Source organism: Malaciobacter halophilus, from assembly GCF_002837275.1.
Taxonomy (GTDB): domain Bacteria; phylum Campylobacterota; class Campylobacteria; order Campylobacterales; family Arcobacteraceae; genus Malaciobacter; species Malaciobacter halophilus.
Genome location: NZ_NXIF01000028.1, coordinates 17084 through 33032, shown reverse-complemented (window position 1 = coordinate 33032; position 15949 = coordinate 17084). Strand labels below are relative to the sequence as shown.

The 15949-nt window shown below is 26.2% G+C and carries 15 protein-coding genes; 9 read left to right on the top strand and 6 right to left on the bottom strand.

Annotated elements, in window-relative coordinates; all coding sequences use genetic code 11:
- Positions 1-157 precede the first annotated feature (157 nt).
- Positions 158-514 carry a sirohydrochlorin chelatase gene (locus CP960_RS07900; RefSeq protein ID WP_101184876.1) on the top strand — a complete coding sequence of 119 codons (357 nt, stop codon included), beginning with the start codon at positions 158-160 and terminating at the stop codon, positions 512-514.
- A gap of 63 nt (positions 515-577) precedes the next feature.
- Positions 578-2812 carry a putative bifunctional diguanylate cyclase/phosphodiesterase gene (locus tag CP960_RS07895; RefSeq protein ID WP_101184875.1) on the top strand — a complete coding sequence of 745 codons (2235 nt, stop codon included), beginning with the start codon at positions 578-580 and terminating at the stop codon, positions 2810-2812.
- Here CP960_RS07895 and CP960_RS07890 read toward each other — a convergent pair.
- From CP960_RS07890 to hemW, 5 genes are read right to left on the bottom strand one after another with little or no spacing between them, the layout of a single operon-like run.
- Entirely contained in the window at positions 2809-3081 is a 273-nt protein-coding gene (locus CP960_RS07890) for a hypothetical protein (RefSeq protein ID WP_101184874.1), read from the bottom strand. The two genes, CP960_RS07895 and CP960_RS07890, sit on opposite strands and share 4 nt — an antisense overlap.
- A gap of 14 nt (positions 3082-3095) precedes the next feature.
- Positions 3096-3602, bottom strand: a complete 507-nt coding sequence (locus CP960_RS07885) for a hypothetical protein (protein ID WP_101184878.1) — start codon at positions 3600-3602, stop codon at positions 3096-3098.
- Positions 3603-3654: 52 nt separating this feature from the next.
- Positions 3655-5628 carry a M3 family metallopeptidase gene (locus CP960_RS07880; RefSeq protein WP_101184873.1) on the bottom strand — a complete coding sequence of 658 codons (1974 nt, stop codon included), beginning with the start codon at positions 5626-5628 and terminating at the stop codon, positions 3655-3657.
- Positions 5629-6462 (bottom strand): peptide chain release factor N(5)-glutamine methyltransferase, encoded by an 834-nt coding sequence (gene prmC / locus CP960_RS07875; protein ID WP_101184872.1) that lies wholly within the window; start codon positions 6460-6462, stop codon positions 5629-5631.
- A gap of 43 nt (positions 6463-6505) precedes the next feature.
- Positions 6506-7570 (bottom strand): radical SAM family heme chaperone HemW, encoded by a 1065-nt coding sequence (gene hemW, locus CP960_RS07870; protein ID WP_101184871.1) that lies wholly within the window; start codon positions 7568-7570, stop codon positions 6506-6508.
- A gap of 55 nt (positions 7571-7625) precedes the next feature.
- On the opposite strand from hemW, the gene CP960_RS07865 reads away from it, so the two are divergent.
- From CP960_RS07865 to folP, 5 genes are read left to right on the top strand one after another with little or no spacing between them, the layout of a single operon-like run.
- Positions 7626-8123 (top strand): RNA pyrophosphohydrolase, encoded by a 498-nt coding sequence (locus CP960_RS07865; RefSeq protein ID WP_101184870.1) that lies wholly within the window; start codon positions 7626-7628, stop codon positions 8121-8123.
- A 15-nt stretch (positions 8124-8138) separates the two neighbouring features.
- Positions 8139-9347: an aspartate kinase gene (locus CP960_RS07860; protein WP_101184869.1), complete on the top strand. Its 1209-nt coding sequence runs from the start codon at positions 8139-8141 to the stop codon at positions 9345-9347.
- Positions 9348-9349: 2 nt separating this feature from the next.
- Positions 9350-9901, top strand: coding sequence for a HobA family DNA replication regulator (locus CP960_RS07855; protein WP_101184868.1), 552 nt, complete (start codon positions 9350-9352; stop codon positions 9899-9901).
- The gene (locus tag CP960_RS07850) at positions 9901-10542 is read left to right on the top strand and encodes a DNA polymerase III subunit delta' (protein WP_101184867.1); all 642 of its coding nucleotides are present in this window, start codon (positions 9901-9903) and stop codon (positions 10540-10542) included. Before CP960_RS07855 ends, CP960_RS07850 begins: the two co-directional genes overlap by 1 nt.
- Positions 10543-10544: 2 nt before the next feature.
- The gene (folP, locus tag CP960_RS07845; protein ID WP_101184866.1) at positions 10545-11690 is read left to right on the top strand and encodes a dihydropteroate synthase; all 1146 of its coding nucleotides are present in this window, start codon (positions 10545-10547) and stop codon (positions 11688-11690) included.
- On the opposite strand, the gene CP960_RS07840 is transcribed toward folP, so the two are convergent.
- Positions 11687-12517: a prephenate dehydrogenase gene (locus CP960_RS07840; protein WP_101184865.1), complete on the bottom strand. Its 831-nt coding sequence runs from the start codon at positions 12515-12517 to the stop codon at positions 11687-11689. The two genes, folP and CP960_RS07840, sit on opposite strands and share 4 nt — an antisense overlap.
- Before the next feature lie 107 nt (positions 12518-12624).
- Between CP960_RS07840 and bamA the strand changes: the two genes are divergently transcribed.
- Entirely contained in the window at positions 12625-14877 is a 2253-nt protein-coding gene (gene bamA, locus CP960_RS07835; RefSeq protein ID WP_228152040.1) for an outer membrane protein assembly factor BamA, read from the top strand.
- Complete coding sequence (locus CP960_RS07830) at positions 14877-15944, top strand: dehypoxanthine futalosine cyclase (RefSeq protein ID WP_101184863.1); 1068 nt, start codon at positions 14877-14879, stop codon at positions 15942-15944. The genes bamA and CP960_RS07830 overlap by 1 nt, the downstream gene beginning before the upstream one ends.
- Positions 15945-15949 lie beyond the last annotated feature (5 nt).

Below are 15949 nucleotides of genomic sequence, written 5' to 3'. Positions count from 1 at the left end.
CTTTTTAATAAGAAGTCATATAATTGAAGGGTTTTAAATAAATTAAAAAATTATTATTAAGTTAATTTTTTTTTGAAATTTTTTAGAAAATCAAAAAAACTATATGAAAATTAATTAAACTTTAGTAAAATATTTGAAAATTTAAGGATTTGTATATATGAAATTATTAGTAATTGTAGCTCATGGAAGCAGAGTGAAAACTTCAAATGATGAAATAATAAATTTAACAAAAAAACTAAATAGTGAATGTAAAGATAAAAGTTTAAAAATTATCCCTGCATTTTTAGAACTATGTGAACCCTCAATTTATAATGCAATAAAAAATCAGATTAATAATGGTTATAACCAAATAAAAGTTTTTCCTTATTTTTTAGCAGAAGGTAAACATGTAAAGCAAGATATTCCTCAAGAAATTGAAAATTTAAAAAAAGAGTTTAAAAAAGTAGATATTGAATTACTTCCTCATTTAGGTAATTATAAAGAAATAGTGTCATTGATTTTATCTATTGTATAGTTTATAGACATTAAAAATTTACTTTTTTCTGTTATAATAGATTTTTACAATAAAAGGTAAGTTTTGAAAACAATAAAAAAGAATATTTGGACACTTTTCTATTTGGTCTGTTTTTTAAGTACAGTTAGTTTTATCTCTATAACTTATTTTTTTTATCATATAGAAAAAAAAGAGTTTACAACTAAACAAAAAAATATAGTAAAAATTAAAGCAAATGCAATAAACTCTATTTTTTTACAATATGAAATATTACTTGATATATTGGGTTTTCAAATATTAAATAGCAAAGATGAAAAATTTATAGAAAAAGCGAAATATGCAACACAATCTTTATTAAAATATGAAAGTTCAATTTTAGGTTTTTCTTTAGCTTCTCCTGATGGTAAAATATTCTTATTAAATACTATATTAAATGAAAAAGAAGATTCATATAAAAATCTTCTAAATGACAATCAAACAAAATCAAGTTTTATTGAAGCTTTACACTGTAATAAGATGATTGTAGGAAAAAGCTATTTTCATGAAAAACTTCAAAAATATATAATACCTCTTAGAAAAGCCATAAAAATAAATAATAATGTAGTTGCAGTGATTTCAAGTGCAATTGACCTTAATTATACTTTTAGAAATATTCTTTTAACAAATAGTAAATTTAAGCAATCTTTTCTTTTTAAACAAAATAACTATTTTTTAGAAATATCAGAAGATAAAGCTTTTAAAAAACCAATTATAAAAGATGAACAAAAAGAGTTTAAAGAAGCTATTTTAGACAAAGCAGATTTAACCCTAGAGCAATTAAAAGATAAAGAGAAGATTATTACTATTGAAAATAGAGAAAATAGTAGTTTTTCAACAATTAAATATTTAAAAAGATTTGACCTTTGGATTGTAATACAAAGCTCGAAAAAAGAGTTATATACACCAATTTTAAAAACTTTTATTTTTATGCTTATTATCGTTATAGCTATTCAAATGCTTGTTTATTATCTTGTAAGACATATTTACAAGATTGAAAAAAGTAAACAACAACATTTATATGAAAAAGCAATAAAAGATGATTTAACAGGACTATTTAATAGATTCTATTTAACAAAAAAATTAGAAAAAAATAGACCTTATAGTTTACTTTTTTTAGATATAGATAATTTTAAAACATTAAATGATACTTTTGGGCATTTTTATGGAGACAAGATATTAAAAATAATTAGTATTAGATTACAACGCTTTATAAAAGAAGATGATTTTATAGTAAGATATAGTGGTGATGAATTTATATTAATAACATATAATACAAATAAAGAAGAGATTGAGATTTTAGCAAAAAATATTTTGACAGATTTTTCATCTATTAATAATATCGGAAAAATTAAATTTACACTAAGTTTAAGTATAGGTATTGTTCAATATCCTATTAATGGAAGAGATCAAGAAGAGATAAAAAAATATGCAGATATAGCTATGTATGAAGCTAAAAAAATTAAAAATACTTTTGTATTTTTTGAAAATTCATTAAAAGATAAGTATTTAAGACAATCTTTAATAGAACAAGAACTAAGAAAAGCCATTACAAATGATGAAATATATATGATGTATCAACCTCAATTTGATTCAAACTTAAATTTTCATGGAGTTGAAGCATTGGTTAGATGGGAAAACAGTAAGTTAGGTTTTGTTACGCCAGATGAGTTTATAAAAATAGCAGAAAACTCTGGAATCATGGCTAGTTTAGGAAATCATATTATAAGTAAATCCTTAAAAGATATTAAAAATATCCAAGATAGCTTAAAAAAACAGTTTCATCTTTCAATAAATATCTCCATGAAGCAGTTTATTGAAAAAGAGTTTTTTAACGATTTACTACATCAAATAAAAAAAGTAAAATTTAAAAAAGAGTATATAACATTAGAAGTTACAGAAAATGTTTTTATTGAAGATATTGAATTTATTGTAAATCTTTTAAATCGTTTGAAAAAACAAAATCTAAAAATCTCTCTTGATGATTTTGGTACAGGTTACTCATCTTTAAGTCTATTAAAAAAAGTTCCAATTGATGAATTAAAAATTGATAAAAGCTTTATAGATGATATTATAAATGATGTAAACTCATTAAATATGGCAAAATCTATTATAACAATTGGAAAACAGTTAAATATGTCAATATTAGCAGAAGGTATAGAAACAAAAGAACAAAAAGATTTACTTGATACATTAAATTGTGATTTATATCAAGGATACTACTATTCAAAACCTCTTAGAAAAGAGCAGTTAAAAGAGTTTTTAAAAACAACAAGTAGTTAAAAAAAACTACTTGTTAATGTATCTTCTGTAAACTCAACTTCTAAATAGATATTTTCACTATAATCTAAATAGATATTATATTCACCAAAATTTACAGACTTTTCAATATCTCTTTTATTTAAATATATTTCATTTTCCATATCATCTAAACTATTTAAATGATACTCAACAATTGAAGGAGGCATACTATTTATAACCTCCTCCAATGAGTTAAAATTATCTATTCCAAAAGTATTAAAAAGAGTATTTTTATTAATCTGTTTTGTCATAGCTATCTTTATCTTTAGTTATTAAATCCATTTAATAAAGAAGCCATTCTATTTAGATCAATTTTATTTTCACTATTACTATTAGAACTTTCTTTAAAATTTGCAGATGTATTATCTAACTCTTCTTCTAAAATTTCATCTAAACTTCCATTTTTAGAGGATGAGTTATCCTCATGTTTAATAAAACTATTTTTCTCTTTGTCATTAAAAGTTTTATTGTCATCTTTATTATTATGCGTTGAGTTTTTCTTGTTACCTAGAAGACTCTCGATTTTTCCTAACATAGAGTTAATATTGTTATTTTGTTTTTCTGTAGAGTCATTTAACTCATTAACATTATCCTCTAAGTTTCTTTTAGTATCTTCTAGGTCTCTTACTTTTCCCTCAAGCGCTTTTTTATCTTCTTCAAGCTTTTCTATTTTTTCTTCTAATAATGTATTCTCATTTTGTAATTCTTCATATGCTTTTATTAATGTATTTAAAGCTTCATTTAACTTTGTAATAGTTTCTTGATTAGTCATCTTTATTAAATCCTCTTTAGGTTTGTAATTAAAAAAGTAATTATTACAAAAGTTAGCTAATAATTCCATCAATTTTTAATAAAGAATCAACACTTGGTTCTCTTTGTGCAAAATTGTAGAACAATTTATCCATATTTTCACTACCACCTTTTTGTAAAATATGTTCTTTATACTTCATTGCTAAATCTTTATTAAATAAATTTTCTGAATCTATAAACATATAAAAAGCATCGGCACTTAAAACTTCTGCCCATTTATAAGAGTAATATCCAGCTGCATATCCACCTGCAAATATATGAGCAAAACCGTGTTGAAATTTATTGTATGCAGGTGGCAATATTGGGCTATACTCTTGTCTTATACTATCTAATAGCCCTTGTATTTCATCTGCATTTTTGTATAATTTTTGATGTAGTTTAAAATCAAACAAAGCAAATTCAACTTGTCTAATCATTGCTAATGAAGATTGGAAATTTCTTGCATCGATTAATCTTTGAATAGCTTCATCATCTAAAACTTCTTTTGTTTCATAATGTTTTGCAAAAACTTTTAAAACATCTTTTGCATATGCAAAATATTCTAAAAATTGTGAAGGAAATTCAACTGTATCCCAAGCAACACCAGAGATACCACTAACATAAGGCTCTTCAACTTTGCTTAGAAGATGATGTAATGCATGACCCATTTCATGAAAAAGAGTAACAACATCATCATGTCTTAATAGTGAAGGAGTAGTTTGCTTAGAAGGAGGAAAGTTACAAACTACATATGCAGTAGGTAAATGCTCTTTTTTATTAGAATCTATAAAATGAGTATGCCAATTATTCATCCAAGCACCACCTCTTTTATCTTCTCTTGCTTCTAAATCAAGATAGATTCTAGCAATAACTTTTTTATTTTCAAGAATATTAAATACTTTTACTTTTTCATCCCATGTTTTTGCTTGTGTTTCTTGAAACTCTATTTCAAAAATATCATTTAAAAAACTAAAAAAACCATTTAATACTGAACTTTGCTCAAAATATGGTCTGTAATACTCTTGGTCTAAATCATATTTAGCTTTTTTAACTTTTTCACTATAATAACTTAAATCAAAGCTTTTAATATCTTCAATACCATCTTTTTTTGCAAACTCTTTTATCTGTTCTAATTCTTCTTTTGCTCTGTTCTTACCTTTGCTTGCAAGCTCTTGTAAAAAAGATACAACCTCTTCTTCACTGTTAGCCATTTTTCTACTTAAAGAGTATTGTGAATAGTTACTAAATCCAAGAAGTTTAACTTTTTCATCTCTTAATTTAAGTATTTCATTAATAACATCTTCATTTTCAGGGGCTCTTGTACAATAAGCTTTATAAATCTCTTCTCTTTTTTCTCTATTTGAACCATAAGTAATATATGCTAAATAAGAAGGCATTTGAAGTGTGAACTTATATTTTATTTTTTTATCATTTTCATCTTCAAATTTTGCTAACTCTAAATCTGATTTAGGCAACTCTTTTACATCTTCAAAATTTTCACATATCATTTCAAAACTATTTGTTGCATTTAATAAGTTTTGAGAAAACTTTTGAGATAGTTCGCTTAGTTTTAAATTTAATTCTTTTAATCGATTTTTCTTATCTTTATTTAAGTGACATCCACTTAATTCAAAGTCTTTTATCTCATTTTCTAAAACTTTTTTTTGTATACTATTTAAAGATGTATAACTCTTATCTTGTATATCTTTTAAAGCTCTATATATATTATCATTTTGCGACATCTCAGTTTCATAAATTGATATTAAAGGAATGCACTCCTCTAAAACTTTTTGTGTAATATTTGAATTCTTAACAGAATCAATATGAAAAATTGGTGTAATAAAATCACTTAAGTTCTCCCCTACTTCTTGATAAGGCATTACAAAATTTTCATATGTTTTATTTTCAATTTCTAAAAGCTTTTCTATTTTACTTTTACTCTCTTTAATTCTTTTTTCTAATAAACTTTTACTATCTTCAAAATTATCTAAACTAAACTCTTTAAACATCTATTTATCTCCTTTTTTAAATTTAATACTAAAACCTCTATCAAAGCCTGAGTAGTCTTTATAAAACTCATATTTCTCAATCTCAAAATTTTGAAAGTAGCTTATTAAAGGTTTTCTTTGATCATATCCCATTTCACATAATAAATATGGTATTTTACTTTTATATGTATCATCAATTATCTTTTTTAAAATTTCATCTCCTATTTCGCCTCCAAATAGTGCATTTCTTGGTTCAAACTCAACATTTAAGGGTAGTTTATAATCATCTGCAATATATGGAGGATTTGAAATAGTCATATCAAATTTATTATTTTTAATATTTTCATATAAATCACTTTTTATAAACTCTATTTTATGTTCCACTTGATGTTTTTTTGCATTTCTTTTTGCTAAAGCTAATGCATCATCATTAATATCAACTGCAACTATTTTTATATTTTCAACTAGTTTTGCTAGCATAATTGAGATTATTCCTGAACCTGTACCAATTTCTAAAACATTTGTATTAGATTTATCTTTTAAAATTTCAATAGCATTTTCAACTAAAAGCTCTGTTTCTGGCCTTGGAATAAGAACATTTTCTGCCACTTCAAAAAGTTCTCCATAAAATGAAGCTTTTTTTGTAATATACTCCATAGGGTAGTTTGTAGCTCTTTTTTTTATTAGTTTTTCTAAGATATTCTCTTCTAAAAACTCTTTATTGTAATTTAAATGCAACCATATTACATTTTTTTGTAAAATATGCAATATTAAAATTTCAACCTCTTTATTGGGTATATGTGTTACTTCTCTTAATTGTTTTGAATATTTTTTTATACAATCTTTTATTGTCAAATATAATACCTTTATTAAATATTTTGCCTATTTTATAAGAAATTTACTCTAATATATATAAAGCCAATTCATCTGCTAATAAAAAGTTTTGATTATAAACTCTATTATTTCTTAATATTACTTTTTTTTCATCTATTAAATCTTGTAATTTTATTAGTTCATTATCGTTAAAAATATCTATTTGTACGCCAGTAGAACACCTAAAACCAAGTAAAATTTTCTCAACTTTAATATCTTCTTTTGTTAAATTTTCAAATTCATAATCTAATGGCTGCTCTATATAACTTTGTATATCTTTTTTGGGATAATATCTTTGCATATTTTTATATCCAACAGCACCAGCACCAATACCCAAATACTCTTTATGTTCCCAATAACCATAATTATGTTTTGATTCAAACTCTTTTGCTTTTGTAAAGTTTGATATTTCATATTGGGTAAAACCACATCTATTTATATAATCAAATATTTCATAAGATAATGCTTCATCATCAATTTTTATTTTTGGTTTTTTATAAAATTTTGTATCCTTTTCAATTGTTAAACTATATGCGCTTAAATGTGTAATTGGTAGAGAAAAAGCAGTATCAAAATCTTTTTTTAAAGTTTCAAAACTATCTCCTTGAACTCCATAAATTATATCACAGTTAATACCATTAAAACCTATACAATTGGCTTTTTGTATAGCACTTATAGCACTTTTACTGTTATGCGCTCTTCCTAGTTTTTTTAACTTTATATCATCAAAACTCTGCACACCAAAGCTTACTCTAGTCACTCCTAGATTTTTCATTCTTAAAAGCCATTTTTCACTTGCAGAGTTTGGATTTGCTTCTGTTGTTATTTCACAGTTTTGTTTTAAGTATGGTTGTATTAATTTAAATATTTCTTCATACTCTTCATATTTTATAGAACTAGGTGTTCCTCCTCCAATAAAAACTGTTTCAAGTTTTTCATCTTTATTTTTAATATACTGTAATTCAAACTTTAGTTGTTTTGCTAAGGCTTTCATATAGTTATGTTTTAAATGAAATTTATCTGTGTAAGAATTGAACGCACAATAGTGACATTTACTATCACAGAAGGGAATATGTATATATAAAAGCAATTTTTAATCCTAATTTAAATATAATTTTCGGCTAATTATAAGGGAAAATATATTTATGACTGATAAAAAAGAGACAATACCTAAAAAAGATGGTAAAAATTACAGACCGAATGTTGCGGCAATAGTACTATCAGCAAAATATCCTGAAAAATGTGAAGTTTTTATTGCTTCACGTACTGATGTAGAAAATGCTTGGCAGTTTCCACAAGGTGGAATTGATGAGGGAGAATCATCTAAAGAAGCACTTTTTAGAGAACTTGAAGAAGAGATTGGTACAAAGGATATTGAGATTATTGCTGAGTATCCGCAGTGGGTAAGCTATGAGTTTCCTCCTGCTATTGCAAAAAAAATGCAACCATATGATGGACAAATTCAAAGATACTATTTAGTAAAACTAAAAAAAGGTGCGAAGATCAATATTAATACAGAAGTGCCTGAGTTTAGTGAATACAAGTTTGTAGCAACAAAAAATATATATGACTATATTACTTTTTTTAAAAGAACAGTATACAAACAAGTATTGAAATATTTTAGAAAAGAAGGTTATATTTAAAAGGTAATAGAAAAAATGTTAAAAGTTTTAAAATTTGGTGGAACAAGTGTTGGTAATTTAGAAAGAATCCAAAATGTAGCCAACATTATAAAAAAAATTCGCGATGAAGGGCATGATGTTATTGCTGTTGTATCTGCAATGAGTGGAGAAACAAATAAACTTATAGAGTATGCAGAATATTTTTCAGATACTCCAAATAGGTCTGAAATGGATATGCTTTTAAGTTCTGGAGAAAGAGTTACTTCAGCACTACTATCAATTGCTTTAAATGAACAAGGATATAAAGCAACTTCAATGAGTGGTAGAGAAGCTGGCATAACAACTGATTCTTATCATACAAAAGCAAGAATTGAATATATTGATACAAAAGCTATGAAAACTGCTATTAAAGAAGGTAAAACTGTTATTGTTGCTGGTTTTCAAGGGGTAAGTGAAGAAGGAAGAGTAACTACTCTTGGAAGAGGAGGAAGTGACTTAACTGCTGTTGCAATTGCTGGTGCAATAGATGCAGATGTATGTGAAATTTATACAGATGTAGATGGTATTTATACAACTGATCCAAGAATAGAGCCAAAAGCAAAAAAGTTAGATAAAATATCATATGATGAAATGTTAGAGCTTGCAAGTCTTGGAGCAAAGGTATTACAAAATAGATCTGTAGAAATGGCGAAAAAATTAAATGTAAATTTAGTATCAAGAAGTAGCTTTACGCCAGAAGTTGAAGGTACATTAATAACTAAGGAAGAGAATATTATGGAAAAACCTGTAGTAAGTGGTATTGCATTAGATAGAAATCAAATAAGAGTTGGTATGTATGGTGTAAGTGATAGACCAGGTATTGCTGCATCAATTTTTACATCATTAGCAGATGAAAACATAAATGTTGATATGATAGTTCAAACTGTTGGTGTTGATGGAAAAGCTGATTTAGATTTTACAATTCCAACTACAGACTTTGAATCTTGTAAAAAAGTTATGGAAAAATTTAAAGATGATACTAGAAATATTGATTATAATGATTCAATCTGTAAAGTATCAATTGTAGGTGTAGGTATGAAATCTCATACAGGTGTTGCTTCAAAAGCTTTCTCTACATTAGCTCAAGAGAATATAAATCTAAGAATTATTTCTACAAGTGAGATTAAAATTTCAATGGTTATTGAAGAGAAATATGCAGAGTTGGCTGTAAGAGCTTTACACGAAGTTTATAATTTGGATAAATAGTAGTGCAAGAATTTTTAAATTGGACAGTAGACACGATAAGAGAGGATAAACTTCTCTCTCCATGGCTTGAAGAAAAAAAATACGAATGGACACCTTTAGTATCTAAATCAGTAGTAAATATACTAGAAAAAGGTTGTTCTGTAATTATTGTTACAGATAAACAAAGAGATTGGTTTTTAGAGTATATATTTACAAATATCAACTCTCAAGGCTTAAATAGACCATTTTTACCTTTTTATGATGCAAAAGGCTTTTATAAATATTTAGATGAAGTAAAATCTGAAGATGATATTAATTATATAAAAGATATGTTAAATATATCTTTTCCAAATGGATACTGTTTTTGGTATATTGGTAGAAGTCAAAGTGTTAGAGCAATTATTCCTAAAGTTTCTAAAAACTCTTTTTTATGGTTATTTGATGAAGAGATGCAAGATGCTTTTAACTTAAGAAGTAAGGATGATGCACTTGATATGAAACTTTTACAAATGTTTAGACTTTATAATAAAACTTTAAGTGCTGCACTATTTGCAGAGATAAATGTAGAGAACTAATGACAAACTTTAACGATATTAAAGTAGATACATCAACTATATTAATAGTAAATAGTATAGAAGATACTCTTTCATATCTTTTATCAACGCTACCAGCTCACTCATGTAGAATTATTAAAAATGAGCAAAAAGATGAGTTTTTGTTAGCACAAGCAAATGCAGCTATAAAAGAAGCATATATTGCTTCAAATAATAAAAAATATCTAATTTTATGTGGAACAACTTTTAGAAGTGAAGCACAAAACTCTCTTTTAAAAGCTTTAGAAGAACCACCAAAGAATATTGTATTTATTATTGTAACAACAACAAAATCAACTATTTTACCAACAATTTTTTCAAGAATGCCTCATAAATACTTAAAAACTTCACAAACAATTAACTCTTGTGAATTAGACTTGCTAAGGCTAGATTTAAAAGATATATACTCTTTTTTAAAACAGAATCAAAAGATTTCAAAAGGTGAAGCTATAAATTTAGTTGAATCAATGCTTCTAAAAGTAAAAGAACAAAATATTAAATTAACACAAAAAGAGTTAGAGATGTTTTCAAACTCTATAAAATTAATAGATTTAAATTCTCGGCCAATTAATGTGTTAACTACCCTACTTTTAACATTAAGTAATAGAAAAAATAGGTTTTAATAATGGAAATATTTAAACTAAAAATAGATGATGCAAAATCATTATATAACAAACTAGGTTGTGATAAGACAGGTTCTTTAATTTTATCAAAAAAATCTAATTTACATACTTTATATATTAAGAGTTTGCATGTAGGTGCTGCAAATATTCTAAAACAAGATGCTTTATCTATTGGTGCAGACCTAGCAGTACCAACAGGAGTTATTACTGCAAAACAAAAGTATGTTGATGCTATATTAATTGGTACTTCAAAACATTTTGAAACTTTAAGCAAAAAAGAGTTAGCTCAACCTTTTGATTTAAAAACACTTGCAAAAAAACTAAACTCTTTTATAAATAATAAAATATATAAAACTAAGATAATGGGTGTTTTAAATGCAAATGAAGACTCTTTTTTTAAAGATAGTAGATTTAATGAGTCTCAAGCAATATCTAAAATTGAAACCTTAATAACTGATGGTGCAGATATTATCGATATTGGAGCAGTATCAAGTAGACCAGGAAGTAGTCCTGTAAAACCAGAAATTGAATTAAAAAGAGTGAAAAATATTGTTGATTCAATTTATGAACAAAAACTATATGAAAAAGCAGCTTTTTCAATAGATTCATATGAACCTTTAGTAATTGATTATGTTTTAAATAGAGGTTTTAAAATAGTAAATGATATTACAGGTTTACAAAATGAAGAAGTAATAAAATTAACTGCAAAATATAATGCAACTGCAGTTATTATGCATATGCAAAATAATCCGACAAATATGCAAGAAAGTCCTACTTATGAAAATGTTATTTTAGAAGTAGAAGAGTTTTTAAAAAAACAAGCACAAAAAGCGCAAAGCTTTGGTGTTGAAGATATTATTTTAGATGTAGGAATTGGTTTTGGTAAAACTTTAGAACACAATTTATTACTTTTAAGAAATTTAGAACACTTTAGACATTTAGGTTTTGAGTTACTAATTGGAGCAAGTAGAAAATCTATGATAGATAAAATTGTATCTTCATCAATTGAACAAAGATTACCTGGTACATTGGCTATTCATTTAGAAGCAATAAATAATAAAGCATCAATTATAAGATGTCATGATGTAAAAGAGCATTATCAAGCAATAAAAGTTCAAGAAGCAATAAATAAGCAAGAGATACTTTAAAGTATCTCATGTAATGTATTAGCTTTTGCCATCCATTCCTCTAACTCTTCATATTTTTCCTCTTCAACCATTTTTCTAACTTTTTTCATATGCTCTTCAAATAAATCTATTGAAGTTAAAAGATTTTTTCTATTTTGCTTAAAAATATCAGTCCACATTCTAGGACTTGATTTAGCTATTCTACTCATATCTTTAAAACCACCTGCTGCTAATGCAATAATAGATTTTGGATCTTCATGTCCCATAACTGTATTTGCTAAAGAAAAAGATATTACATGGGGTAAATGAGACATAAAACAAGCATGAATATCATGTTCATCAGAATCCATTACTACAATTCTCATTCCTATACCTTGGAATATTCGAAATGCTTTATTTACATGCATATTTCCATTTTTTTCTAAATTACATAAAACAACTGTTTTACCTTCATACAAATCATCAATTGCAGCTTTTGGACCTGATTTTTCTGTTCCTGTCATAGGGTGAGCTGGTACAAAATTTTCTCTTATTTGTTCTGGAATATTTTTTACAATATACTCTTTTGTAGAACCCATATCAATTATTGTAGTTTTTTCGTCAATATCTAAAAATGATGGAAACATCTTAATTATTGCATCAACAGGAATTGCTAATATAATAATATCTGACTCTTCTTTTAGTGTTTTTAAATCTACAATTTCATCAACAAGTTTTAACTCTAATACATCTTTTTTATTTTTTTCACTATTAATGTATCCTAGAACCTTCTTTGCAATGCCGTATCGTTTTACAGCCTTTGCTAAAGAACCTCCCATTAGTCCTAATCCTACTACACCTATATTCAAAATTTTCACCTTCTAAAATAATTATTTAAACAATTATATCTTAAACATGCTATAAAGTTTATTTAGATATATTAACTACTTTAATTATAAATGTAATAAGGATTAATGTGAAAAAGAGACTTACCTTACTATCTATGGCGTTAGCTTCAATACTTCATGCAGAACAAATCGATTCAATTGAATATGTTAATTTAACAAAAATTTCATCTAAAATTGCAAGTGAAACACTTGCTTTAAAAGTTGGTGACGAGCTAGATATAAACAAAATAAATAATGCAATTAAAGAGTTTTATAAGTTTGGTTATTTTGATGATATCTCAGTAAAAGAAGATAATGGAAAGCTTCAATTTATTTTTAAAGAGAAGCCATCAATAGCAAACTTAGATATATATGGTTATAAAACAAGAGAAGAGGATATTGATAGTTTAAAAGTTCTTATGGGACTTAGAAAAGGTAGTATGTATTCTGCTCAAAGAGCAAAAAATGCAAAAGAGATATTACTTAAAGAGCTAGAAAAAGAGGGGTACATTAATTCAATTGTAGAGATTGAAGTTGAGCCTATTACTGCTGGTTCTGTTTCACTTACATTTAATGTAAATAAAGGTGATGAAATAATTATCAAAGATGTTAATTATGTTGGAGCTAGTAATCTTGATGATTCTGACTTTGAAAATGTAACAGCAAATAAACAAGAAGAGTTTGCTTCATGGTGGTTTGGACAAAATGATGGTGAGTTAAAATTAGACCAATTACCATATGAGAGTCCAAGAATTAATGAATTATATTTTCAAAATGGATATTTAGATGCAAAAGTAAAAGATCCATTTTTAAAAGTTGATTTTGCATCAAATCAAGCAAGACTTGACTTTTTTATTGAAGAGGGTCAACAATATACAACAAACTCAATTACAATTTATATTGATGAATCAATATTAAAATCTAAAGAGTTATACCCAGAATTAAAACTTAAAAAAGAGAGAACTTTTAATATTTCAAAATTAAGAGATGATGTTGAATATATTAAAACTCAAGTTGCAAATCTTGGATATGCTTTTGCACAAGTAAAATATGATATTAAAAAAGATGAAAAAAATGCAACTGCAGATATTATATTTAATGTAATACCAGGTAAAAAAGTTTATATAAATGATGTTAAAATTTCTGGAAATTCAAGAACATTAGATAGAGTTATAAGAAGAAATGTATATTTAGCTCCTGGAGATAAATTTAATCTTACAGATTATAATGATTCTGTTTCAAAACTAAAAAGAACAGGATATTTTGATGATGTACAAATTCAACAAAGAAGAGTTTCTGAAGATAAAATGGATTTAATGGTTAAAGTAGTTGAAGCAAGAACAGGAAACTTAATCCTTGGTGGTGGTTATGGTTCTTATGATAAAATGATGGTAAATGCTTCAATTAATGATAACAATATTTTTGGTTCAGGACTTAGTCTTGGATTATCAACTGAATTATCTGCAAGAAAATCAAAATTTCAATTTAGTTTAAAAAATCCAGCTATTGCTGATAGCAAATATAATGGTGATATTGAAATACATAATACTGATACTGAGATTGATAGAGATGAGTATGAACTAGATAAAAATGCTAAAGGTTTCTCAGTAGGTGCAGGAAAAGAGTTCTTTAGAAACTTTTACGCAGGTGCTAGATATAGACTTGATTTTATTGAAGAGAATTATGATTATGATGATGAATTTGTAAAACAAAGTGGTAAAAAATATTATGAAGACACTGATTATGTTACAAGTTCTATTACTCCTTATGTAAACTTTAATAATACAGATGATTTTTATCTTCCAAGAAATGGTATTAAAGCTGGTTCTTCTTTAGAGTTTGCAGGTGTTGGAGGTGACTCTAAATATCTTAAATCAAGTTCATATTTTAAATATTTTTACTCATTAGAAGATAAATTTGATTTAGATTGGATTTTTAGATATAAAGCAAATTTAAGAGTTTTAATTGATAATGGACAAATTAATCAAGGTGACTCTTTATATTTAGGTGGTCCTAAAACATTAAGAGGATTTAAATCATATGCATTTGGTCCAGATAATGATAATGGAACATATGAAGACCCATATAAAAGAATGTTTGCAAACTCTTTAGAGTTAAGTTTCCCTCTTGTTGATAGTGCAAAAATGAGATGGGGAGTATTCTATGATTATGGGATGATTGGTGAAGAGAACTTCAATGATGTAAGTAGATCTTCAACAGGTGCAGTTTTTGAGTGGGTATCACCAGTTGGTCCTCTTCAATTAATTTTTGCACAACCAATTGATGATGAATCTGGTGATGATACATCATCATTTGAATTTTCATTAGGAAGTAGTTTTTAATGGTTAAACCAATTAACTTAGATAAAAGATTATCAAAAGAAGAAGCCTTAGATTTAATTCAAAATGCTTCTTTAAATGAGTTAGGAAGATTAGCAAGCCAAAAGAAAGCACAACTTCATCCAGATAAAATCACAACATTTGTAGTTGATAGAAATATCAACTATACAAATGTATGTTGGGTTGATTGTAAATTTTGTGCTTTTTATAGACACAAAAGAGATGAAGATTCTTATGTTTTATCATATGAACAAATAGATGAAAAAATTGAAGAATTGCTTGCTATTGGTGGTACACAGATACTTATGCAAGGTGGTGTTCATCCAAATTTAAAAATTGATTATTATGAAGATTTAGTAGAACACATACATACAAAATTTCCGCAAATTACACTTCATAGTTTTTCTGCTATTGAAATTACTTATATTGCAAAAGTATCTAAGATATCTAAATTAGAAGTTTTAAAAAGACTTCAAGCAAAAGGTTTAAGTTCTATTCCAGGAGCAGGAGCAGAAATTTTAAGTGATAAAGTAAGAGATATTATCGCTCCTAAAAAAATTGATGTTGAAGATTGGCTTGAAGTTCATAGACTTGCACACTCAATTGGAATGAAAACAACTGCTACAATGATGTTTGGTACTATTGAAAGTGATGAAGATATAATAGAACATTGGGACTTAGTTAGAAGATTGCAAGATGAAACAAATGGATTTAGAGCTTTTATTATGTGGTCATTTCAAAGTGCAAACACAAAACTAAAAGAAGAGATTCCAGATTTAAAACCTCAATCTTCAAATAGATACTTAAGATTGTTAGCAGTATCAAGACTTTTTTTGGATAATGTTCCAAATATTCAAAGTTCATGGGTTACACAAGGTTCTTATATTGGTCAACTTGCTTTAAAATTTGGAGCAAACGATTTAGGAAGTACAATGATGGAAGAGAATGTTGTAGCAGCAGCAGGAGCTAGTAACTGTATGAATCAAGATGAAATGATTACTCTAATTAAAGATGTAGGAGAAAATCCTGCTAAAAGAAATACAGCTTATGAAATCATGGAGAGGTATTAAACCAA